The sequence below is a fragment of the Treponema sp. Marseille-Q4130 genome, from assembly GCF_014334325.1.
In the GTDB taxonomy this organism is placed as follows: Bacteria; Spirochaetota; Spirochaetia; order Treponematales; family Treponemataceae; genus Treponema_D.
In genome coordinates, this window is sequence record NZ_JACSET010000015.1 from 23,037 (window position 1) to 43,984 (window position 20,948).

The following is a 20,948-nucleotide window of genomic DNA, read 5'->3' on the forward strand; positions in this document are numbered from 1 at the left end:
GGAAAAAGGCAATCGAGCGACCGAAGTTTTTCGATTGCCCCGATATTAAAATACTGCGATAACTTCGCCGTTCGGATAGTGTTCGGCTATGTAATCTTTTACTTTTTGACTCGTCATCGCTTTGACAAGCGCTTTGATGCGTTCATCGTTTTGCAAGCCGTCTTTGACGCAGAGTATGTTGACATAAGGCGAATCAGCGCCTTCGACGAGGAGTCCGTCTTTCGATGCGGTAAGCCCTGCGGGAAGCGCGTAATTTCCGTTGATAACCGCAGCGTCCACGTCGTCGAGCGTGCGCGGAAGGGAGGCCGCTTCGATCTCGCGGAATTTGAGATTCAAGCGATTTTCGATGATGTCGGCGGGAACGGCGGTGAGACCTGCTTTATCGTCCAGTTTGATTAAACCCTTCGACTGCAGCAAAAGCAGCGCGCGTCCTTCGTTTGTCGGATCGTTCGGAATCGCGATCACCGCTCCGTTTTTCAGATCGTCCGCGCTTTTTATTTTATGCGAATACAGCGCAAGCGGTTCGATGTGGATGCCTGCGACGCTCACGAGATGAAAGCCGCGCTCTTTGTTGAACGACTCCATGTACGGAAGATGCTGAAAATAATTCGCATCGATCTGTCCCGATTCGACCGCTTCGTTCGGCACGACGTAGTCGGTGAATTCCTGCACTTTCAGTGTAACGCCTTCTTTGGCAAGATCGTCGACGAGCAGATTGAGGATCGCCGCGTGCGGCTCGGGCGTTGCGCCGACAGTCAGCACTTTCGCTTCCGATTTTTTCGAGCAGCCGACCGATACTGCGGCGGCCGCTGCAATCGCTAAAATACTCTTTTTCATAGTGTTATCTCCTGATTTCAGTCATCGCGACTATACAAAGTATTTCCTACTTTGTCAATAGGTTAAATATCAATTATCGAAAAATCGATTGCTCACGCGTCTTTGTCGGCGCTTCGGATAACGCCGCCGCCTGCTATAACACCGTCGATATAGAGTACGACAGATTGTCCCGGCGCTGCGGCGTGCGCATTCTCGGCAAACGAAATGCGGTACGGCTTTCCGGAAAACGACTCCCCCGTATGCGATGCATAAGGTTCGACATGCGCCCGCATCGGACGGGAAGCGAAGCGGATCTTAACGAAGGCGTCGAACGGAGCATCCGGCGCAATATCACCCGGCCACACGAAATCGTCGGCAATGAGAGAGCGCGCATCCAAGTCCTCGCTGCCTGAAAGGATGACGAGATTGTTTTTCGCATCGATCGAATGGACGTACAAAGGCTTTACCGACGATACGCCGAGTCCCCGCCTCTGCCCTATCGTATAGTGTTCGATACCGCGGTGTCGACCGAGGACGCGCCCGTCGAGATCGATGATATCGCCCGATATCGATTCTTTATCGGAAAACAAAGCCTCAAAATATTCCGGAGAAATAAAATCCTGGCTTTCGGCTTTTTCCGATGCCGCAAGATTATTTTCCTTCGCGATGCGGAACACGTCTTTTTTTTCGATCTCCGCAAGGGGAAAGCGCACTTTTTCAAGCGTCGCCGACGGAACTCGATACAGAAAATACGTTTGATCTTTTGCACTGTCGAGCGCCGTCGCAATCATCGCAGGTTTTACCTCGGTGTGCCAAAGCCCCGTCTCCGGCTTCACGATGCGCGCATAGTGACCGGTACAAAAATAATCGTAGGTGATGCCCTGTTTTTGCACGCCTTCGAGCAGCGCGCCGAATTTAACAAAACTGTTGCAACGGATGCAGGGATTCGGCGTCCTTCCCGCACGATACTCCGCTTTAAAATAATCGATCACTTGTTTTTGATATTCGTCTTTAACGTCGATGACGCGATACGGGATATCGTTTTCATTGCAGAATTTTTCACAGTCCGCTATATCTTTCGATTTGTCGGTACCGTAACACGAAGAACGCAATTTTTTGCCGTCGGGGAGTTCGGGTAAATCGCCCTTCCACAACGACATCGTTACGCCGATAACCTTGCAGCCCTTTTGTTTGAGGAGCAGCGCGGTAACCGTCGAATCGACGCCGCCTGAAAGTCCGACGACGACCGTGTCGCCCGCTTCCGGCAGTTTTTGCGTAACATAATTCATAGGGGCAGTGTAGCGTAAAAAGCGAAGTTATAAAAGCGGCCTTTGTTATTGTTTACAAAATCTTTGCGCACTTGTCGTGACGAAACATTTCGTATTTTTTCAAAAAGGGTAAGACTGCCGTCTCGGCAATTTTTCGCGCAGCTTCGGCACTCCCGTCGTACGGAAACACAAAGGCGCCGGGTATATTGTGCATATACGTATACTGTTTTTTCGCATAGGCCCGGCTCGCCGCTTTGATGCGCGATTTTATTTCATCTTCGCTTCCGGGCGAAAACCATTCGCGATAGCCGATCGCGCGCATGGCAGGCGACTTTTCCGTACAGCCCGAATCGATGAGTTTTTGCACTTCGTCGGAAAGTCCCGCACGAAACATTTGATCCACGCGCGCGTCTATGCGTTCGTACAGCGTTTCGCGGGGCATCGTAAGAATGATCGTGCAAAAATCGTAAGGCTTTCGAAGCTCCGCACGTGCGGCAAAAAAGCTCCGCTTCTTTCCCGTAGCAATCACGATTTCGAGCGCCCTCTGTATGCGGTATGCGTCGTTTTTGTGGATGATGAGTGCGCTTTCGGGGTCGAGCGATAAAAGACGCTCCCACATCTTTTCGGCACCGAGCGTTTGCATTTCATCATGCAGTTTTGCGCGGAGGAACGCATCGACTGCCGGAGTATCGGGCAAGCCCAGCATAAAAGAACGGATATAAAAACCGGTGCCGCCTGAAACGACCGGCAGTTTGCCGCGAGAAAAAATATCCGCGCACGCATCGTCCCCACGCGCGACAAAATCGGCAGCTGAAAAAAAATCGTGAGGATCGCATATATCGATCAGATGATGCGGGAGCTCTGAAAGAAGGGCAGCGTCGGGCTTCGCCGTTCCGATATCCAAACCGCGGTACACTTGCATCGAATCGGCGCTGACGATTTCCGCCATCCCGTTAAAAAAAGAGAGACTGCTCCGAGCAAACAGGGTTTGCAGCAAAGCAGTCTTTCCCGAAGCCGTCGGTGCAAAGAGGACAAGCACCGGACGGGCGGCGTCATTGCCGTTCAATTTTAAACGTCACTTCGTCGTCAAAAAGCTGGCGGGCGGCAAGAGAAACGACTTTACCGTCGTTTTCTTCGATTTCCGGATCTTCGACCTTTGCCATCTGAAACGCGCGTCGGCTCGCCGCAACGGTAATTTCATAAATATTGTCGCTGTATTTTACGAGTTCTTCAAGCGGAAATACCATATACTACCTCACACATTATTGGGCACAGTTACCTCTAAAAACTGCAATTTTTAAAGCTTCTCTATTATAAAAAAAAAATACATCGTTGTAAAGGCGCCGCAATTTTTTGTAGGGGCAGGACGACACCCCCGTTCAGGGCAGGGGTTTCTTCCTGCCCCTACGACCCCATCCTTCTTCCTCGCACTGCCAAAGGGGAAACCCCTTTGGAAACCCCGTTTTGTCAGATCGCGTTCCGCGAAAAGACGGAGTAAAAACAGTGCCTTCCGAACAAAACGCCGTTTCGCTTTCAGCTCAATGGATCGCGTCGGATTTCAGCGCGAGCGCGTCTTTATATTCGGAAGATGCGACGGAAAACAGATCGATATCCGGCTCTTTGTCGAGCATCGTAACCTGCCCTTCAAAATTGACATCGCTTGCAATGCGAAGACGAGCTGTCGTTATATCGCCCGTAACGCTGCTGCCGCTGCATATTTCAACGCGCTCGGAAGCTTCGAGGTTTCCGGTAACGCTTCCCGACACGATGATCGAGCGCGCTGTAATCGTCTCGCCGGTGCACACCGCGTCCTTTGCGATCTCCAAATCTCCGCTCGCTTTTATCTTTCCGTTGAATTTTCCGGTAATGATGAGTTTATCCGAAAATTCGAGTTCGCCGTCGAACTCCGTTTCCGGTCCGAATACCGTCACATTGATTTTTTCGTCGTCCTGTTTTTCCGCCATTATATCCTGCTTCTTTTTCCGTTTAAAATAATGCATACGATGCACATGAGCAAAGCCGCCGCAACAAAAAAAATCGCAAGCGCGTCGCCCGTTTTATTATACAGCGTTTTTCCCGCAGTGTCATCCGCGACGGGCATCATGCCTGTTAAATAAGTTTCAGTAAACGGCTCCGCTTCGAGCAGAATCTTTCCGGTGCGGTCGACGATGCACGTCTGCCCCGATGCGGTACTCCGAACGGCGGGCACTCGGTTTTCGGCACAGCGGAAAACCGCCATCGCAAGGTGCTGATTTTGACAGCTCAGGCTTTTCGACCACGCGTCGTTCGACATATTGACGAAAGCTCGCGCGCCGTTTGCGACAAAGCGGCGGCAGTCGTCGCCGAAGGTATCTTCAAAGCAGATCGGCACGGAAAACGAAATTCCCGCAGCGTGAAAAACGGTACGCTCACTTCCTTTTGCCCATAAATGCGTATCCGCTTTTTCAAGGGCATCGTAGAGCCGGGGAAGCCGTTTTGCAAAGGGCACCGTTTCCGTAAACGGCACCAAATGAATTTTCCGATAGATTTCCGGCTCCGGCGGTACGACGTTTTTTCCGGGCGTAAAAACGAAAGCGCTGTTGTAATCGTCGGTGCGGGTGCCGCCCGTGTCCACGGAATGAAAATTTCCGATCACGAATACGGCTTTTTTTTCGTCGATAAAGTGCAGCACCGAATTGATAAGGTCGAACCTTCTCCTGTCGCGTCTGAGCGCATAGTGCGTCAAAATCGACGGAACGACGGCCGTCTCGGGCCACACGACAAGCGCTATGTCGGGATCTTCCGAAAGCGCGCGCTCCGTCAGCGTCATAAGCGTTTTAACATCCCGTTCGTAAGAAATTATATCGCCCTGCCACGGATCGGTATTGTGCTGCACCGCGCAAATTTTAATAAATTTTCCGTTTTCATTTTTTTGCGAAAGAAGCGCGCCTCCGTATGCGGCGAATGCGACGAGCGCAAACGCCCAAAGCACAATTCCGAGCGCGCGCCGTTTTGCCGATGCTCTGAAGCCTGCGATGTCTTTTGTTTCCGCACCGATATACACGGCGTACAACCACGCGGATGTAAAATCGATGAGAAAGCTAAGCGCCCACACGCCGAAAAGAGATGCGCTTTGGACGAGGAGGAGGTTTTGCCACTGCGTATAGCCTGCAACCCCGTACGAAAATCCCGCGAAGCCCGTCGTTTTCAGGTATTCGTGCGAACAGAGGATGAGCCATTGGACGATCCACGCGTGACGTCCGCAAAACCTGTCGGCGATCTTTAAGCATACAAAGAGCAGCGCGTATGAAATAAAATATTCGACGCTTATCGCAGCGGCGGCAACGACGTGAAAAGTGATAAGCCACGAAACGTATAAACAGTATGAAAGCGCTCCGTATACGCCGCCCCACAGCCACACCGTTTTAAAAGACGAACGGCGGACGAGCATAAAAGCGGGAAAATACATCACCCATGCGACGAGCGGAACGCCTTTTGAAAAGATAAAACCGGGATTCGCGAGTGCGAACAAAACCGCACCCGCAAGCACTAAAAGAGCATTAATAAAAAAATGATTCGAAGCGGAACGGTTTTCCGTAAGGGTCATCGCTCGACCTGCTCTTTTTTGAGATTCCACAGCGATTTTTTGAGTTCCTGTCCGGAACGGAACGCGGCGATGTAGTGAGGATCGACGGAAAGCGTTTCGCCGGTTTTCGGGTTTCGCGCAACGGATCTGCCCTTACGCAGGCGCGGCTCAAAAGTGCCGAATCCGCGCAGTTCGATCGTCGCTCCTGCGACAAGCGATTTTTTTATCTCCCCCAGAAAATTTTCCATGACCTCTTGAACGACGCGCCGTTCGCAATTCGTATTGCGATACACCGATTCGATAAGGTCGTATTTTGTTATTTTTTTCTGAGGCATAGAATTCCCGATACGGCGATAAAAAAAGAACTCCGGCAGAAACCGAGCTTACAGTTCCTCCGGAATTTTTTTGAGACAGGCAATACTTATTTTGCAGCCGCTTCTGCAGGAGAAGCAAAAGTCACATTGAAAAGTTTTTTCATGCGGGACTTTTTGCGCGCGACGGTATTGTGTTTTAAAACGCCCTTGCTGCGCGCGGAATCCAGTTCTTTTTGAACAAGATTGTATAAATCTTCCGCCGTTTTTTGCTCTTTGCTCTGCACCGCTGCAACGAAACGTTTTACGGCAGTTTTGCACCGCGATTTAATCGCTTTATTATGAAGGCGGCGCGCTTCGCTCTGCTTAAATCTTTTTTCCGCAGACGTCTGTTTTTTTGCCAAAGGAGACCCCCAATTAATAACCTAATGTTAATATTTCATATAGTATCGAAGCGCTTCCCTTTAGTCAAGCGTATCGTTGACAGCATATTGACGGTTATCACAACAATGCCGAAACATCAGAACCGTGTAAATCGCCTCGTCCGAATATCCCCTCAATTCTCGAAAATTAACAATCGATAAGACGGGAAGGATTGGAAAGGATGGGGAAAATCAATGCACGCTTAAAAACGAAGCGCGCGAAGATGAGCTATTGCAGATTCGAACTGCAGACCCACGCCTTAAAAGGGCGTTGCTCTACCTACTGAGCTAATAGCCCAAACCGTACGGCAAGTATGTCGGTTACTATATTATTTTTTGCAACAAGTGTCAATAACCTTTTTTGATAATAATCGCAGTCAAAATCGCTTCCTGTCGATCGCTTCCTTGACAGCATGCGTCGAACCTGTTAAAATCTTTTATTATATTCGATACTTGATCGTTCGGGCGGTTAACTCAGGGGTAGAGTGCTACCTTCACACGGTAGAAGCCATTGGTTCAAATCCAATACCGCCTATATGCCGGGACAGATGCTTTCCGTCACTTTTCCGTCGGGCAAAACGCTGTGCGTGCCTTCCGGTACGCCGCTCAATACGCTGCTCTCGCACTTTTCCGAAAAGAGCGAACACATCCTTGCCGTAAAAGTGAACAACGGAATCGAGCCGTTCGACAAACCGCTCGAAATCAATTCCTATCTCGAACCCGTCCTCGACTCGAGTAAAGACGGCGCACAAGTGTACCGCCGCTCGCTTTGCCTTCTGCTCGCAGCCGCCGCTCACAAGCTTTTTCCGCTGTCACGCCTTTTGTGCGGACACAGTCTCGGAAGCGGCTATTACTATACGCTCGAAACGGGAAAACCGATAAATAAAGAGCAGATTGAAGCGCTCGAAAAAGAGATGCGCCTCATCGTTGCAAAAAATCTTCCGATAACCGTACAGTTCGTTTCCTATACGGATGCGGTTTCGCTTTTTGAAGCGCTCGGGAGAGTCGAAACGAGACTGCAGCTGAATTATTTTTGTCCGCCGCGAGTCAAAATCAATTCTCTCGACAATTTTTCCGATCTCTATTTCGGTCCCCTCGTTCCGTCGACGGGCTTTTTGAAAACTTTCGGTCTCCTACCCTACGGCAAAGGTTTTTTGCTGCGCTTTCCGCAGCCGTCCGCTCCCGACGAACTCCCCGAATTCGTCGACCAGCCGCAGCTTTTCGAAATCTACAGCCGCTACAAAGAATGGGGAAAACGCATCGGCGTAACATCGGCGGCAACTCTCAACAAACTCGTCAATGAACGCAAGATAAACGATTTTATCGATATCGCCGAAACCTTTCAGCAGCGGCAGTTTGCAGATGTCGCCGACCAGATCGCAAAACGCGAGCGGGTGCGTGCCGTATTGATCGCAGGGCCGTCGAGTTCCGGCAAAACGACGTCAGCAAAAAAGCTCGCACTCGAACTCCAAGCGATCGGCTACCTGCCGCACGTGCTCAGCCTCGACAGCTATTACGTAGGGCGCGACAAAAATCCGAAAGACGAAAACGGCAATTACGATTACGAATGCCTTGAAGCCCTCGACATCGATTTGCTCAACGACAACCTGCTCGACCTCTTTGACGGAAAAGAAGTGCGCATCCCCTCGTACAACTTTCAGCGCGGCGAACGCTATTATGAAGACAAAAATACGATGAAGCTCGCTGAAAACGAAATTTTAATAATCGAAGGAATTCACGGCTTAAACGATAAACTGACATCTCGCATTCCGCACGAACTCAAATTCAAAATCTATCTTTCCGCACTCACGCAGCTGAACCTCGACGACCATAACCGCATTTCGACGAGCGACAACCGCCTCATCCGTAGAATTGTGCGCGACTCGCAGTTCCGCGGCAAAAGCGCCGCCGAAACGATTTCGATGTGGCCGAGCGTACAGGCAGGAGAGCAAAAACACATTTTCCCGTTTCAACTCAACGCCGACGCGATGCTCAACACCGCCCTCGACTACGAGCTGGCAGTCCTCAAAGTCTACGCCGACCCGCTTTTACGTTGTGTCAATCCGACGCAAAAAGAATACGGAGAAGCATGCCGCCTTTTGAGCTTTCTATACAACTTTTCGCCGATTCCGCCGACGGCCGTTCCCGCGCGCTCGATTATGCGCGAATTTATCGGCGGCAGCGCATTCCATTATTAAAATCGAAAAAAATTATTAATTAATAATATCCATATATAACCTGTGCGGCAGTCTCAAAGTTAAACAGATGTGCTGTTTAAAATCTTCCCCTCGCGGCACGCGCATTTGTCATATCGTCGGCGATATCGTTCGCTTCGTTCATCTCGGCATCTTTGTACTCATCGAACTGCCGATCGCGCAGTTTGCGGAGGCTTTCGGTTTTTTGCATCGCTTCCTGCATGTCTTTGCGTCTTTGCTCGGAAACGAGCTTCGCTTCCGCCATCTTTTCCAAAAGGTAAGTTTTTTGCTGGTCGAGGAACGCATAAAAATCGTTTGCCCGCGCTATATCGTTGAAATCGGTCGAGCCGCGCATCTTTGCAGCGAGGGCGGCATATTGAGAGGCGACTTCGTCGATGCGCATTTGAATATCGTGTTCGACCGCCATCGCTTTACCGAGCGCGAGTTCCGCTTCGTTTTGCAGATACTCGCGGTATTTCATCACGTCTTCGAGGGGAAACGCAAATTTTTTCATTCGGATTCTTCGGCGATTTGGGCTGCGCCCGGAAGAGGAACGACGGGAGATTCTCCGTACTCTTCGATCGGGATCGCAACCCCTGAAAGCTCGGAAAGCGTTTTGAGAGTTTCGTCGAGCGGGCACTTTTCGTATTCTTCCTGCCTTAAAAAAGCTTCGATGGCGGCATGCTTTTCGAGAGCCGCATCGATTTCAGCCGAATTGCCTTTTTGATAGATACCCGTCGTGATCATCATTTCGTTGTTCGCATAAGAGGCCATAAGAGTGCGCAATATGCCGACGGCTTTTTGCGTTTGGCGGCCGGTAACGCGTTTGGAGAGGCGGCTTATCGACTGCAGCACGTCGATCGCGGGATAATGGTAGGCCTGTGCGAGACGGCGGTTCAATATGATGTGCCCGTCGAGCGTTCCGCGCACTTTGTCGGTGATCGGTTCGTTGAGATCGTCTCCGTCGACGAGCACGGTATAAAACGCGGTAATGGAACCTTTGTCGTTTGTACCGGCGCGTTCGAGCAGCTTCGGGATCATATCGAATACGCTCGGCGGATAGCCCCGCTGCGCAGGCGGTTCGCCGTTTGCAAGTCCTATTTCCCGCTGTGCCTGTGCAAATCGTGTGACGGAATCGAACATGAGCATGACGTCTTTGCCTTTATCGCGGAAATATTCGGCGACGGCGGTCGTCACGTAGGCTGCGCGCAGGCGGCAGATCGACGGCTGATCGCTTGTCGCCATAACGACGACAGAACGGGCCAAGCCTTCTTTTCCCAAATCGCGGTTGATAAAATCGAGCACTTCGCGGCCGCGCTCTCCGATCAAACCGATAACGTTGATGTCGGCGTCGGTGTTGCGCGCTATCATACTGATGAGCGTCGATTTCCCGACCCCGCTTCCGGCAAAGATACCGAGCCGCTGCCCCTTGCCGACGGTGAGCATCGCGTCGATCGCGCGCACTCCCGTCGCTACCCTGCGCACAACGGGAAGACGCTTCATAGGATCGGGAGGAGATGCGACTGCAGGATAATAAGTTTCCGGCACGATTTCGCCGAGTCCGTCGCAGGGTTTTCCCGTCGCATCGATGACGCGCCCCAAAAGCGATGAGCCGACGGGAACGCGCAGCACGGAACCCGAAGCGACGACTTCGCATCCGACTTCGAGCCCCTTCGTGTCTCCGTATGCGGTGAGCTTTACCGTCGTGCCGTCAAGGGCGACGACTTCGGCTGCAAGCGTTTCGGCGGAATCGGGCATGCGGATCGCACACATTTCACCGATGACCGAACGCGGCCCGCGGCTTTCGATTTCGAGGCCGTTGACCGCCGTCACGTGTCCGATGTATAAAATCGGATCGATCGTTTCGGCCGTTTTGAGGTATTTTGAAAAATCGAATTCTCCCGTATACGATGAACGCATGTCCCCACCCGCACGGATTTTATTAATTTAGGAAGACGGTTCGATCACGTCGGATTTTGCAAGCGTTTTTACCGGCGAGATTTCCATAACGCGGTTTTCGAGTTCGCTGAGCTGGCTCGAAATGCGCGCGTCGATTGCACCGAAGTCAGTTTCGACGATACAGCCGCCCTTTTCGACCGTCGAATCTTCGACGACCGTAATGCCGCGTATGTTTTCGACCCGCTTGATAAAATCGTCTATGTGTTCCGTCGTGAGTTTGACGTCTTCGAGGTTGACGCGGAGCGTCACTTCGCATCTTCCCTTGACTTTCTTCAAAGCCGCAAGCACGTTGCTCATAATGACGCTCTTTTGATTTTCGGAAATGATTTTGACGACTTTGCGCGTCATTAAAATGACGAGTTCTACGATCTGCGTTTCGGTATCGCGCAAAATCTCTTCGCGGCGGTGCATGACGGCTTCGAGCATCGAGTGCATACGCTCTATAAGACGGTTCGCTTCGGCCTCTCCGTCGCGGTAGCCGCTTTCGTGACCTTCGTCAAAGCCTTTTTTATGCGCGTCCGATTCGACTTTTTGCTGCTGCGCCTCGGCATCGCGGATCAAGCCCTGCGCCGCCTCCTGCGCTTTTTTTACGATCTCTTCCGCGTTTTTTTGAGCATCGGCTTTAATAATATTCGCTTCGTCGGTTTGACGCTTCACTTCGGCAAAGGCCGCCTGTTCCGCCTTCCGAACGATCTCATCCGCAGATGCCTGCGCTTCGTCGAGCATCCGCTGTTTTTCCGCTTCCCAATTTTTTTTGTACTCTTCCGCTTCGCGCCGCAAATCGTCGACCGTCGGTCCGTCGTATTCCGGCACCTCTTCGACTTTTTTTTCTTCCGGCGGTTTAAATTCGTGGACGAGCTTCAACATGACTTCGCCCTTTTGCGATTTGACTTCATTCGGGCGGAAAACGGTTTTTGCCATCTGCTTCCTCTATAGTGCCGTCAGCTTACGAGTTCGTCTTCACCCGAACGGGCGATAACGATTTCACCGGAATCTTCAAGACGGCGGATCGTTGAAACGATTTTTTGCTGCGATTCTTCGACGTCTTTAAGACGCACCGGTCCCATGAATTCCATATCTTCTTTTAACATGCTCGCCGCGCGCTTGGACATATTGCGGAAAATTTTATCCTGCACTTCCGTATCGACGGATTTGAGCGCTTTTGCGAGTTCCTGCGTATCGACTTCACGCAATACTTTTTGGATGGCGCGGTCGTCGAGCATAACGATATCTTCGAAGACGAACATTTTCTTTTTGATCTCTTCCGCCAAATCGGGATCTTCTTCTTCAAGCGATTCGATGATCGCCTTTTCCGAAGAGCGGTCGACGAGGTTCAAAATTTCTACGATGCTGTCGACGCCGCCTGCTGCGGTGTAATCTTCGCTTGAAAGCGTAGAAAGTTTTTTTTCGAGCACGCGTTCGACTTCGCGCAAAACATCGGGGGAAGTTCTGTCCATCGTCGCCAGGCGCTTCGAAACTTCCGGCTGCATCTCTTCCGGCAGATTTTGGAGAATGACGGCGGCTTTGCCCGGTTCCAGATACGCAAGGATGAGCGCTATCGTCTGCGGGTATTCCTGTTGAATGAAGTTCAGCAAGTGCGCGGGATCGGTTCTCCGTATAAAATCGAAGGGGCGCACTTGGAGCGAACTCGTAAGGCGGTTGATGATGTCGATCGCTTTTTGACTTCCGAGCGATTTTTCGAGGAGTTCGCGCGCATAGTCTATACCGCCGGTCGTAATGAAATTCTGCGCGTTCATCAGCTCTTGGAATTCTTCGAGAACGGCGTCTTTAAATTCCGCATCGATCGTTTCCAAACGCGCTATTTCAAACGTCAGCGTTTCGACTTCGTCTTCGCGAAGATGCTTCATGATTTCGGCGGAAACGTCGCTGCCGAGCGACACAAGAAAGATCGCGGCCTTTTGCCTGCCGGTTAAACTCTTGTAATCTTTTATGCCTTTTTTGCCGCCTGCCGCCGTCGGCGTTTTTAAGCTGCCGGGCTTCGGAATGGGCTTCGGATTGTTCGCCTTTGCGCCTGCGCTTTTCGCTTCTTCTGCCATACTGTCACTCCTCCATCAGCCACGTGCGTATGAGCATCGCAACGTCCTCCGGATGCTCTTTTGCCATCGCGATCGCATTTTCCTGAAGCTCCGCCCTCCGCGACTCTTCGACGGACATCGTAACGCCCACGCTCTCTTCTTTTGCATCCCACAGCGCCTGTTCGCGGGCTGCCTGCTGCTGGCGCAAAAGCTCTTCTTCGCGAAGACGGCGCCGCCGTTCGAGCTCCCGCATGACGAGGCGGATGACGATGAACAGGACGAGCACGAGCGCAACCGCGCCGAGTGAAATCATAAAGGCAAGACGCCGCCTGATGCCCGCAAAATACGCTTCGTCTTCTGCGGCAAATTGCGCGGTTCTGTCGTACGGAATATTCGTCACCGTTACGATATAATTTTTGCTCACGTCGTAGCCGACCGCTCCCTGAATATAGTTCGCCGTCTGCACGAGCGTATCGGTCGGAACGGGCGTATACACGCGCCGGATCCTGCCCGTTTCCGGATCGATAACCGGCTGATGCGTTTTCGGATCGAGCTGCGTCGTCCACGTACCGTCGACGTTCGCCGCAACCGAAACGCGGTCTATCTGCGGGCTCGTCTCTTTGTGCTCCTGAGTAGTGTTGACGACATTGTTTTGCGTAACGCCCGTTTCGGTAGAACGCCCGATGACGTTCGACATATCCGAATACACGGGCGGCGTCTGACCTTCGGTGCCCGCGGGCCCTTCGGGATTAAAACCCGTACCCTGCCACTCTTTCGTAACGGTCTGCTGCGAAATCGTCAGCGAATCGCGAAGTTCAGAATCGTCGTAAGGAGTGCGCGAATTGTCGGCGCGGATTTGAATCGGCGTGTAGATCGTAGAATCGCTCGTACGCTTCGACATATCCATATCGATTTTGATATTCAAATCGCGCAGGCGGTCTTCGGTATACGTACTCTGAAGCGATTTTAAAATCTGCGCGCGGTAGTAGGCTTCGAGCTTTTGAATTTCGCGCTGCTGGCGCGCGACGAGATTGACGGTATCGATCGCGTCCATAGCGGCGAAATCGTTCAAGACATTGCCGTCGGCGTCGGTGATCGTGATGTTTTCGGGACGCAATCCTTCGACCGCCGTCTGCACGAGGCTTTGGATGCCGCGTATGCGCCTGGGATCCTGCAGCAGAGAACTCATAGGCTTTACGCGCAAAATGATGCTTGCAGTCACCGGATTTTGTTCGGAGATAAACAGAGAATTGTCGGGCAAAACGATATTGACGTCGGCCTTCGTTATGTCGTCGATCGCTTCGAGGTGTTGCTTTACCGTCTGCGTGATCGCGTTTTTCAGACGCACGTTTTGTTCGGCGTCCGTCGTAGACCAGCTTCGATTGTAAAACGCCGCGAACGGATCGATGTTCGACGGAACAAGCCCTTCTCCGATGAGCACGTCCCTCATGCGCCGCGCGGTGCGTTCGTCTCCGACGGAAATATAACCGTCATCGGTCACGTAGGCTTCGACGTTTTGCTCGCTCAATTTGTCGAGGATTCTCGTCCGCGCCATCTCGTCGGTAACCGGCGAATTGAAAAGCCTGACCGTCGTCGGACGCGACGAAAGAGACGCCGCGAGCACGATCGCGACGATGACGAGCGCAACAAGGCCAAAGAACACGATCTTCTGCACGACCGTTCCTTTCGCCCACAAATTTCGTATAGATTCAGTAAGCCTTTTGAGCCATTCGTTCATCTACCCCTCCCGTGAACGAATACGTAAAACTTATTTTCCCTTTCCGCGTATCGTTACCATAGGCAGCGTCTGCTTTGTCGATCCCTGCATATCCGCAAATCCCATGCAGTTGCAGTTATTCTTTTCCGCCATCGCTTCCGCTTCCTTTTTGTCTTTGTAGACCCACACTTGCGATACCGGCGCTACGACGTAAAACATTTCGCCTTTCATAACCTGCTCACACCCCCTTATGCCACTAATAATGAAGCATGCATTGTTATTGAACGACAGACTGCGGCTATCCGCAGTTAAAATCTTTACCTTAAGACGCGCACATTCCAAGTACGGCGCAAACGCCGAAAGACCGAACTCGCGGTATTCTGCGACGCTGAAACAGCGCAGGCAGATCGCAGCCTATGATCGAGCATTCGGCACAAAATATATAAAATTATACCATAGTCTTTTATTTTTGAAAAGAGAAAGTTTGACACGTTTTCGTCAGCGTATCGCAACGTTTTCAAAGCCGAGCGCGGTCATGGATGCGCGAAGGACGGCCTGTGCCTGCGTATCCGCATCGTCCAAAAGCCCTTCGGCGACGAGGCGTTCCGCGGCGGATGCTCTGCTCTCTTCGATTCCGTCGAAGATTTCTTTCATCGTGATCGGCACGAAGATGCTGCGCTTTTCATCGAAGATTTCCTGAGAGGCAATTTCGTTTCCGAGGAGCTCCGATTTCGGAAGCGAAATCGAAACGGATTTTCCGTCTTTCGAAACGGTCGCCTTGATCTTCGTAATGTCGGCAATACCTGCACGCGCTACACCGGAATATTTGACGATGCTGTAGCTTTTTGCGACACCGAGCGCGCCGCTTTTTTTTATACTCACGATTTCGCTGTAGCGTACTTTTACCGTAACGAGTTCGCGGCACAGAACGAGCTGCCGCTCGATTCTCATATATTTTTTCGTAAGCCTTATTTCGAAAATTTTTTTTCTGCCGAAATACGCGCCGGCTCCGAGTGCGCACAAAAGAAGCGCGGCAAGGATGATTTTCAATAAAAGGCGTCGTACGGGAAGCTGTGCCGCTTTAATAATTTTTTTCGCCGCGCTTTGCGCAGTCCGCTTTTTCTCTTCGACCGATGTGCGCTCTTCTTTCATATCAATCTCCCATAAAAACATTTACAAAAACCCGCAATACCGCCGTTTCGATTATATCATCGCTTGTTGTTTTATGGTATAGTTGAAATGAGGAATACTATGGGAAAAATAACAAAAGAATCGGCGCGGCGTTTTTTTTCAAAGCCGTCGTCCTATGCGCTGCTGCTCGCCCTCTTTATCGGAGCGTCGGCGGTAAAAAGCAATTTTTACATCGTCGATGAAACGGAGCAGGCCGTCATCACGAGATTCGGCAAATACGTCGAAACCGTCGGCCCGGGTCTGCATTTTAAGCTGCCCTTCGGCATCGACAAAAACTACAATATTCCGGTGCAAGTCGTTCAGACGGAACAGTTCGGTTTTCAAACGATCGAAATGAAGCGGAACAGCCGCTATCAAAACGGCATCGTCGCCGAATCCACGATGCTCACGGGAGATTTGAATATCGTCGACGTCGAATGGATCATTCAATACCGCATCGTCGATCCGAAAGCGTGGCAGTTCAACGTCGAAGACCGCACGCGTACGATCCGCGACATCTCCCGCTCGGTGATCAATACGCTCGTCGGTGACCGCGCCATCCTCGACATTATGAGCGCGGAACGCACGAACATCGAAATGCAGTCGCGCGATATGATGAACGACAATTTTGCAAAGCTCGGTTTGGGCATACACGTTACGACGGTCAAACTGCAAAACATCGTTCCGCCCGAGGGCGTGCAGGATGCTTTCGAAGACGTCAACAAAGCGATACAGGATATGAACCGATTTATCAACGAAGGAAAAGAAGCGTACAACGCCGAAATTCCGAAAGCTCAAGGTGAAGCCGACAAACAGATTTCGGTTGCGCAGGGCTATGCGGCGGAACGCGTAAACCGCGCGAGAGGAGACGTCGCCCGCTTCAACTCCGTGTACCGAGAATACCGGCGATCGCCGCGCGTCACAAGAGAGCGCATGTATTTGGAAACGATGGACGCCCTTTTCAATTCCGACACGAAGAGTACGCTCATCGACGGGAGGCTCCAAAACGTACTGCCTATAAAACAGCTTTCGGCTTCCGAAGGAGGCGCACAATGAAATCGATCAAACGTATCGTACCGCCCATCGTCGTTTTTTTATTTTTGTTAATTTTTTTCTTCGCGTCCGGCCCGCTCTATATCGTCAGAGAGGGAAATCAGGCGGTCGTCACGAGATTCGGAAGCATCGCCGAAGTCCGCACCGATGCGGGATTGTATTTTAAAATCCCCGCCGCCGACATGGTGACGACGTATCCGAAGCGCATCCTTTCGATCGACGGAGATCCGCAGCGCATCCCGACAAAGGAAAATCAATTTATCGTCGTCGATACGACGAGCCGTTGGAAGATAGCCGATCCGAAATTGTTCTACACGAGTTTTAAAACGATCGAAAACGCAAGCAACCGCCTGAGCGACATCATCGATTCGGCGACGCGCACGGTCGTCACCGCAAACCGATTGAGCGAAATCGTGCGTTCTTCGAACATCATCAACGAGCGCGCGGCAAAGGCCGTCGCAGCGGAAGACGAAGAGACGAAAGAAATCGAATCGCTTGTAAACGTCAATACGACGATCGAAGCGGTCGTGCGCGGACGGGGCGCGCTCTGCGAAGAGATGACCGCCGCCGCAAACGCCCTCGTTTCGGACTACGGCATCACGGTTATCGACATCGTTCCGCGGCAAATAAAATATTCGGACGAACTCACCGAAAGCGTATACAACCGCATGATAAAAGACCGTAGCCAAGTCGCACAGGCATACCGTTCGCTCGGAGAAGCGAAAAAAACGGGGTGGATCGGACGACTCGAAAACGAAAAACGCACGATTTCTTCCGATGCGTATCGCCGCGCCGAAGAGATCAAAGGACAGGCGGACGCGGAAGCGGCGCGCATTTACGCCGAAGCGTACAACCGCGATCCGGAATTTTACGCGTTTTGGAAAAGCATGGAATCGTATGCGAATACGCTTAAAGGCCGCGATGCGACGTACAGCACGAATATGGATTACTTCCGATATTTGTATTCGCCCGAAGGCAGACGGTAAAAATTAATAATTAATAATATGAGTGAAATTATATTCGATACGGGATTAAACGAATCGGCATTTGCCAAAACCCGTCTTTCAAATTTACTTTCCGAATCGGGTATCGCAGCTTTCGCGGACAAAAATTTCGGATCCGATATGACCTTTTCGTTTTCCGAATGGAAATTCGACGGCGTCAAAACGATCGGAGACGAAGACGATGCGCACGTACGCCTTTTCGGGCGGTTCGGCGAAGAAGAGGAAATGCTCTCTCTTGCGGAAATCTTTTTGAAAGCGAAAAGAGGCGGAGAGGCCGAGCGCTATGCGGCAGCGGCCGCTTCGTATGCGGCGGTATGCGTGATCGAAGAGGCGAAAAAAGAAAACGTAAAAATCGAAAACATCGGTGCGGGCGGCATCTATGTAAAGACTGCACCCTGTTTTGCAAAAAAACCTGCGCTCCTTTTTTTGCCCCAAGCGCTCTTCGATAAAGCGTGTGCGACCGGCAAATCCTATGCAAAACTCCAGGGCTTTTGGATAAGCAAAGCGCTTTCCGAAAGGCGCGGCTCCCTTTCTTTTACGCAGGCGGTTATCGCCTACCGCGCCCTTGCAAAGCGTATGCCTTACGACAAAAGCGATGAGAGCGCGCGGAGCACCGACGAATACGATAAAAATTATATGAAGCTCGAGCACGTCATAAACGGAGTCGATGCATCTCTTGCCGAAAGCGTCGATGCCGCGCTTGAACTTCCGGCACGTACCGTAGAAGCGGAAAGGAAAAATGCACGCGGATCACACGATGTACACGGCGCGGCGGAAACGTTGCATACGGCGGACGGGCAAAAAGAAAAACCCTTCCCGCTTCAAGCTTTTTATGCCGAACTCGGAATCGATGACGGCACGCTGAAAGAAGTACCGCACCCGACCGCCCTTCCCCAAAGCGAATTCGACGCAAAAGTCGCAGCGTATTATAAAACGAAAAAAAGAAGCATAAGTGCTCGCCGCGCGTTCAGACGCAACGCGGGAACGATCGCGGTCTGTTTTGCAGCTTCGGCCCTTATCGCATTTTTTGCTTTCAGCGCGGTGCGCAATGCCCGACACCGCCCCTCCGCCGTCGGCCTTACGTCTTTTGAAGTCGCCGAAGCTTTTTACGAAGCGATACATACGCAAAACGTCGAACTCGTCGGCACAATGTCTTCGGGCAAAGTGTCCAAGCGCTACGGCGATATCGTCGGCGGTATCTACGTCATAAATAAAACGAGGAGCGCCTACGATCCGAAAAACGGCATCGTCGCCCCGGAAACGTGGTTCGCCTCCCTTTCGGAGGACAATGCGGAGGCAAGGCGGGACGTATACGGCATTACTTCTTTTACGCTCGACGGCAGAAAAGCCTCACTTGAAGTCCGCGTGCCCGAACGGTGCGAAAAACGAATGCCGGTAAGAAGCGAAGGAGGCGCACCGATTGACGAGGGCGCACAAACGGCGCACACGGCGGAATATTACACCGTACACACGGACGGCGAAACGGGCGATTTTATCGTAGAGCGCAATCGCGATACGGTAAGGCTGACGTATAAAAAGCACAGATGGGCTGTCACCGGTATCGAAGAAAAAGAGGAGAATGTGTCCGTCGACACCGCAGCGTTCAAATCCGACGCGATCTGCGCCCTGCAAAAATACGAAGGAGATGCCGCCCTTGCCTCAAGCGCGCTCAAAGAAAAGTACCCGTGGGTACCGGATCGCATCGTTGTTCAAAAAGCGGCGGAGCAAAATCAATAAGGGCGAGCCGTGTTCGGATGACGTCCGATTTTACAAGGGCTTATATCCTGTAGCCTGCTTTCCTTATCGATACTTGTTCGGACGGCGCCGTTTTGCGATCCCGCCCTTCGCAATTCCGCTTCCGCTCCAGCCGCCTTTTCAGGTGGCCGCTCCGCGTTGCTACGGTCGGGCGTAGGCGCATCGTATATGCGGACGACATCGTGCGCCCTTACAAAAATGATGCGCCTTTAAAGCCGCTTACTTATGACCGACGTCATTTTTTTCTGCTCTCTGACGCATGCGATATGCGCATCTTTCGACGTACCGATCGGGAGAGTTTTTCTATTTCCTCAACCGGCAGCTGAATTGCTTCCGCTATCTGTTTGTATGTATAATTATACACTTTTACGTAAATTTCAAACGGTACGGTTTTTTCATATAAGCGGCAAATGTATTCCAAAAATCGCAGTGGCATATTTTCATTTATCGATGACTGCTGTTCGACGAGGATAATGATCTTATCGTTCAACAACATCGAAATGTCGTTATAGTGTCCCGTGTAAATCGTCTGTTCGAGAACAATCGGTTTGATCGCCGTCTCTTCGATCTTTAAGTTTGTGTTGTGGATTGCATTGTAGAGCGATAGAAAATTTTCTTTCGCCTCATCGCATTTTTATCGGCGGGCGTTTTTTTGCGTTCGTCTCCGGCGCAGTCCGCGCGGATGTGCGTTTATCCGGGGGCTGTCCAAAAACTTCAGTTTTTGAACAGCTTCCTTGATTTTATATGCGATGTTTAAAATTAAGTCCTTGCAATATAAAGACTTAATTTTAAACTCGACGGGCTGTCGAAAAAGTAACCAACTTTTGAGACAGCCCCTTATCCACGGCTCCGCGAGGAGCCGTTTTGTTTTTGCGCTTTATCGTCTGCGGCCGAAGAGGCGCAGGAGGGCGAGGAAGATATTGATAAAATCGAGGTAGAGTTCGAGCGCGCCGATGATCGACGCTTTTTTGAACGTATCCGATCCGTCCGAATATTCGGCCGCCCTTAAAATCTTTTGCGAATCGTATGCGGTAAGTCCGACGAAGACGACGACGGTGATGAGCGAGATGAGCCACGAAAATCCCGACGAGCGCAAAAATAAATTGATGAGTGAAGCGATGATGATGCCCCACAGAGCCATGATGAGATAGCGTCCGAAAGAATTGAGATTCTGTTTCGTCACCGCGCCGTAGAAGCACATACCGCCGAACATTCCCGCAGCCGCAAGGAATGTTTGGCTTATCACCGTACCGGTGTAGTAGAGAAAGATCGATGAAAGTGTCAGCCCGTTCAGCGCCGAATAAACGATAAACGCGACCGATGCCGCAACGGGCGAGATTTTGCGGATGGATGCCGAAAGCCACCACACGAGCGCCACCTCTCCGATCGCGACGACCCAAAAGCCGATACCGCTTCCGCCGAACAGGAGTTTCAGCAGCGCTTCATTTCCCGCGGTAATATATGCGCTTACCGCACTGATGACAAGCGCGAGCGCCATCCATCCGTACGTGCGCGTAAGGAATTTCCGTTTTTCGCTTTCCAGTGCACGTGTGCCGATCGAATCGTATTGTTCCATATCCGTATACTCCTCTATGCAACGTTGATTTTCCCCGACGGGAACCCGTTATAAATATAACAACCGAATTGTATCATAAGATATAATTTTCTGCTATAATC

Annotated in this window: 20 protein-coding genes and 2 tRNA genes; 5 read left to right on the forward strand and 17 right to left on the reverse strand. The window is 51.4% G+C overall.

The annotated features are described in order from the left end of the window. Nucleotides 1-45: 45 nt before the first annotated feature. The 9 genes from H9I36_RS12270 to H9I36_RS12310 all read right to left on the reverse strand — a co-directional run bounded on the left by H9I36_RS12270 (nt 46) and on the right by H9I36_RS12310 (nt 6,680). On the reverse strand, nt 46-837 hold the full coding sequence (locus tag H9I36_RS12270; RefSeq protein ID WP_187385633.1) for a MetQ/NlpA family ABC transporter substrate-binding protein: 792 nt from the start codon (nt 835-837) through the stop codon (nt 46-48). A 92-nt stretch (nt 838-929) separates the two neighbouring features. After that, complete coding sequence (mnmA, locus tag H9I36_RS12275) at nt 930-2,105, reverse strand: tRNA 2-thiouridine(34) synthase MnmA (RefSeq protein WP_187385634.1); 1,176 nt, start codon at nt 2,103-2,105, stop codon at nt 930-932. A gap of 52 nt (nt 2,106-2,157) precedes the next feature. After that, the gene (miaA, locus tag H9I36_RS12280) at nt 2,158-3,150 is read right to left on the reverse strand and encodes a tRNA (adenosine(37)-N6)-dimethylallyltransferase MiaA (RefSeq protein WP_187385635.1); all 993 of its coding nucleotides are present in this window, start codon (nt 3,148-3,150) and stop codon (nt 2,158-2,160) included. After that, nucleotides 3,137-3,331, reverse strand: coding sequence for a DNA-directed RNA polymerase subunit omega (locus H9I36_RS12285; RefSeq protein WP_021331210.1), 195 nt, complete (start codon nt 3,329-3,331; stop codon nt 3,137-3,139). Before H9I36_RS12285 ends, miaA begins: the two co-directional genes overlap by 14 nt. 291 nt (nt 3,332-3,622) lie before the next feature. After that, on the reverse strand, nt 3,623-4,048 hold the full coding sequence (locus H9I36_RS12290; RefSeq protein ID WP_187385636.1) for a bactofilin family protein: 426 nt from the start codon (nt 4,046-4,048) through the stop codon (nt 3,623-3,625). Beyond that, on the reverse strand, nt 4,048-5,670 hold the full coding sequence (gene lnt / locus H9I36_RS12295) for an apolipoprotein N-acyltransferase (protein WP_187385637.1): 1,623 nt from the start codon (nt 5,668-5,670) through the stop codon (nt 4,048-4,050). Before lnt ends, H9I36_RS12290 begins: the two co-directional genes overlap by 1 nt. Beyond that, on the reverse strand, nt 5,667-5,984 hold the full coding sequence (locus H9I36_RS12300; RefSeq protein WP_187385638.1) for an HU family DNA-binding protein: 318 nt from the start codon (nt 5,982-5,984) through the stop codon (nt 5,667-5,669). The genes lnt and H9I36_RS12300 overlap by 4 nt, the downstream gene beginning before the upstream one ends. An 86-nt stretch (nt 5,985-6,070) precedes the next feature. Beyond that, a complete protein-coding gene (gene rpsT / locus H9I36_RS12305; RefSeq protein WP_187385639.1) occupies nt 6,071-6,364 on the reverse strand; it encodes a 30S ribosomal protein S20 in 294 nt (97 codons plus the stop codon). A gap of 243 nt (nt 6,365-6,607) precedes the next feature. After that, nucleotides 6,608-6,680 (reverse strand) — tRNA-Lys (locus tag H9I36_RS12310). 165 nt (nt 6,681-6,845) lie between these two features. On the opposite strand from H9I36_RS12310, the gene H9I36_RS12315 reads away from it, so the two are divergent. Together H9I36_RS12315 and H9I36_RS12320 are read left to right on the forward strand one after the other, a co-directional pair. Next, nucleotides 6,846-6,917, forward strand: a tRNA-Val gene (locus H9I36_RS12315). Nucleotide 6,918: 1 nt separating this feature from the next. After that, the gene (locus H9I36_RS12320) at nt 6,919-8,580 is read left to right on the forward strand and encodes a nucleoside kinase (protein WP_370586976.1); all 1,662 of its coding nucleotides are present in this window, start codon (nt 6,919-6,921) and stop codon (nt 8,578-8,580) included. A gap of 76 nt (nt 8,581-8,656) precedes the next feature. Here H9I36_RS12320 and H9I36_RS12325 read toward each other — a convergent pair whose 3' ends face one another. From H9I36_RS12325 to H9I36_RS12355, 7 genes are all read right to left on the reverse strand, one after another. Next, the gene (locus H9I36_RS12325; RefSeq protein WP_187385640.1) at nt 8,657-9,091 is read right to left on the reverse strand and encodes a flagellar export protein FliJ; all 435 of its coding nucleotides are present in this window, start codon (nt 9,089-9,091) and stop codon (nt 8,657-8,659) included. Next, nucleotides 9,088-10,497: a FliI/YscN family ATPase gene (locus H9I36_RS12330; protein ID WP_187385641.1), complete on the reverse strand. Its 1,410-nt coding sequence runs from the start codon at nt 10,495-10,497 to the stop codon at nt 9,088-9,090. Before H9I36_RS12330 ends, H9I36_RS12325 begins: the two co-directional genes overlap by 4 nt. Nucleotides 10,498-10,524: 27 nt before the next feature. Continuing rightward, nucleotides 10,525-11,457: a flagellar assembly protein FliH gene (fliH, locus tag H9I36_RS12335; RefSeq protein WP_187385642.1), complete on the reverse strand. Its 933-nt coding sequence runs from the start codon at nt 11,455-11,457 to the stop codon at nt 10,525-10,527. A gap of 20 nt (nt 11,458-11,477) precedes the next feature. After that, nucleotides 11,478-12,593: a flagellar motor switch protein FliG gene (fliG, locus tag H9I36_RS12340; RefSeq protein ID WP_222864703.1), complete on the reverse strand. Its 1,116-nt coding sequence runs from the start codon at nt 12,591-12,593 to the stop codon at nt 11,478-11,480. A gap of 4 nt (nt 12,594-12,597) precedes the next feature. Then, the gene (gene fliF / locus H9I36_RS12345; RefSeq protein WP_187385643.1) at nt 12,598-14,310 is read right to left on the reverse strand and encodes a flagellar basal-body MS-ring/collar protein FliF; all 1,713 of its coding nucleotides are present in this window, start codon (nt 14,308-14,310) and stop codon (nt 12,598-12,600) included. Nucleotides 14,311-14,340: 30 nt separating this feature from the next. Continuing rightward, nucleotides 14,341-14,520, reverse strand: a complete 180-nt coding sequence (locus H9I36_RS12350; protein WP_187385644.1) for a hypothetical protein — start codon at nt 14,518-14,520, stop codon at nt 14,341-14,343. Between the two features lie 267 nt (nt 14,521-14,787). After that, on the reverse strand, nt 14,788-15,441 hold the full coding sequence (locus tag H9I36_RS12355; RefSeq protein WP_187385645.1) for a DUF4230 domain-containing protein: 654 nt from the start codon (nt 15,439-15,441) through the stop codon (nt 14,788-14,790). Nucleotides 15,442-15,540: 99 nt separating this feature from the next. On the opposite strand from H9I36_RS12355, the gene hflK reads away from it, so the two are divergent. The 3 genes from hflK to H9I36_RS12370 are packed head-to-tail and all read left to right on the forward strand — an operon-like array spanning nt 15,541 to nt 19,253. Further along, nucleotides 15,541-16,515, forward strand: coding sequence for an FtsH protease activity modulator HflK (hflK, locus tag H9I36_RS12360; protein WP_180485273.1), 975 nt, complete (start codon nt 15,541-15,543; stop codon nt 16,513-16,515). Beyond that, nucleotides 16,512-17,498, forward strand: a complete 987-nt coding sequence (gene hflC / locus H9I36_RS12365; protein WP_187385646.1) for a protease modulator HflC — start codon at nt 16,512-16,514, stop codon at nt 17,496-17,498. The genes hflK and hflC overlap by 4 nt, the downstream gene beginning before the upstream one ends. An 18-nt stretch (nt 17,499-17,516) precedes the next feature. Beyond that, complete coding sequence (locus H9I36_RS12370; RefSeq protein ID WP_187385647.1) at nt 17,517-19,253, forward strand: hypothetical protein; 1,737 nt, start codon at nt 17,517-17,519, stop codon at nt 19,251-19,253. 895 nt (nt 19,254-20,148) lie between these two features. Here the strand turns inward: H9I36_RS12370 and H9I36_RS12375 are convergent. Further along, entirely contained in the window at nt 20,149-20,847 is a 699-nt protein-coding gene (locus tag H9I36_RS12375; protein WP_187385648.1) for a Bax inhibitor-1/YccA family protein, read from the reverse strand. Nucleotides 20,848-20,948 lie beyond the last annotated feature (101 nt).

Bases quoted from the DNA above. Each gene is read 5' to 3' on its own strand.
- H9I36_RS12270 (WP_187385633.1), bottom strand. From the start codon at position 837: ATGAAAAAGAGTATTTTAGCGATTGCAGCGGCCGCCGCAGTATCGGTC.
- mnmA (WP_187385634.1), bottom strand. From the start codon at position 2,105: ATGAATTATGTTACGCAAAAACTGCCGGAAGCGGGCGACACGGTCGTC.
- H9I36_RS12285 (WP_021331210.1), bottom strand. From the start codon at position 3,331: ATGGTATTTCCGCTTGAAGAACTCGTAAAATACAGCGACAATATTTAT.
- H9I36_RS12290 (WP_187385636.1), bottom strand. From the start codon at position 4,048: ATGGCGGAAAAACAGGACGACGAAAAAATCAATGTGACGGTATTCGGA.
- lnt (WP_187385637.1), bottom strand. From the start codon at position 5,670: ATGACCCTTACGGAAAACCGTTCCGCTTCGAATCATTTTTTTATTAAT.
- H9I36_RS12300 (WP_187385638.1), bottom strand. From the start codon at position 5,984: ATGCCTCAGAAAAAAATAACAAAATACGACCTTATCGAATCGGTGTAT.
- H9I36_RS12320 (WP_370586976.1), top strand. From the start codon at position 6,919: ATGCCGGGACAGATGCTTTCCGTCACTTTTCCGTCGGGCAAAACGCTG.
- H9I36_RS12325 (WP_187385640.1), bottom strand. From the start codon at position 9,091: ATGAAAAAATTTGCGTTTCCCCTCGAAGACGTGATGAAATACCGCGAG.
- H9I36_RS12330 (WP_187385641.1), bottom strand. From the start codon at position 10,497: ATGCGTTCATCGTATACGGGAGAATTCGATTTTTCAAAATACCTCAAA.
- fliH (WP_187385642.1), bottom strand. From the start codon at position 11,457: ATGGCAAAAACCGTTTTCCGCCCGAATGAAGTCAAATCGCAAAAGGGC.
- fliG (WP_222864703.1), bottom strand. From the start codon at position 12,593: ATGGCAGAAGAAGCGAAAAGCGCAGGCGCAAAGGCGAACAATCCGAAG.
- fliF (WP_187385643.1), bottom strand. From the start codon at position 14,310: ATGAACGAATGGCTCAAAAGGCTTACTGAATCTATACGAAATTTGTGG.
- H9I36_RS12350 (WP_187385644.1), bottom strand. From the start codon at position 14,520: ATGAAAGGCGAAATGTTTTACGTCGTAGCGCCGGTATCGCAAGTGTGG.
- H9I36_RS12355 (WP_187385645.1), bottom strand. From the start codon at position 15,441: ATGAAAGAAGAGCGCACATCGGTCGAAGAGAAAAAGCGGACTGCGCAA.
- hflK (WP_180485273.1), top strand. From the start codon at position 15,541: ATGGGAAAAATAACAAAAGAATCGGCGCGGCGTTTTTTTTCAAAGCCG.
- hflC (WP_187385646.1), top strand. From the start codon at position 16,512: ATGAAATCGATCAAACGTATCGTACCGCCCATCGTCGTTTTTTTATTT.
- H9I36_RS12370 (WP_187385647.1), top strand. From the start codon at position 17,517: ATGAGTGAAATTATATTCGATACGGGATTAAACGAATCGGCATTTGCC.
- H9I36_RS12375 (WP_187385648.1), bottom strand. From the start codon at position 20,847: ATGGAACAATACGATTCGATCGGCACACGTGCACTGGAAAGCGAAAAA.